The sequence below is a fragment of the Bacillus sp. LR--39 genome (assembly GCF_053613335.1).
Genome location: NZ_JBSIOT010001623.1, coordinates 1 through 514, shown reverse-complemented (window position 1 = coordinate 514; position 514 = coordinate 1). Strand labels below are relative to the sequence as shown.

At 45.7% G+C, this 514-nt stretch carries 1 protein-coding gene; it reads left to right on the top strand.

Translation table 11 applies throughout. The annotated features are described in order from the left end of the window. The first annotated feature begins 106 nt into the window (after positions 1 to 106). A complete protein-coding gene (locus tag ACWHAR_RS32160) occupies positions 107 to 433 on the top strand; it encodes a four-helix bundle copper-binding protein (protein WP_033880479.1) in 327 nt (108 codons plus the stop codon). Positions 434 to 514: the final 81 nt, after the last annotated feature.

Below are 514 nucleotides of genomic sequence, written 5' to 3'. Positions count from 1 at the left end.
CAGGGTATATGTACATATCCCCTTAGCTAAAAAAACACTCCCCTGTTTTTTTCAAATGCAGCCGGGAAACATAAAACCATATACTGTCATACAGGGGGAATCAACCATGGAGCAATATTCTGAAGCTTGTATTGAGGCTTGCATCGATTGTATGAAGGCTTGCAATCATTGTTTCACTAAATGCTTGCAAGAAAGCGTACAGCATCATCTCAGCGGATGCATCCGGCTTGACAGGGAATGCGCGGATATTTGCGCGCTGGCGGTCAAAGCCATGCAAACGGACAGCCCGTTTATGAAAGAAATTTGTGCACTTTGCGCCGATATTTGTGAAGCGTGCGGCACTGAATGCGGAAAGCACGATCATGATCATTGCCAAGCATGTGCGAAAGCCTGCTTCACCTGTGCTGAACAATGCCGCAGCATGGCAGCGTAAAAAAGAGGGTTCAAAAAAGAACCCTCTTTTTATTTGGACAGCCACACGGAGTAAAAATCAATCCATCCCTCTTCATCAAGC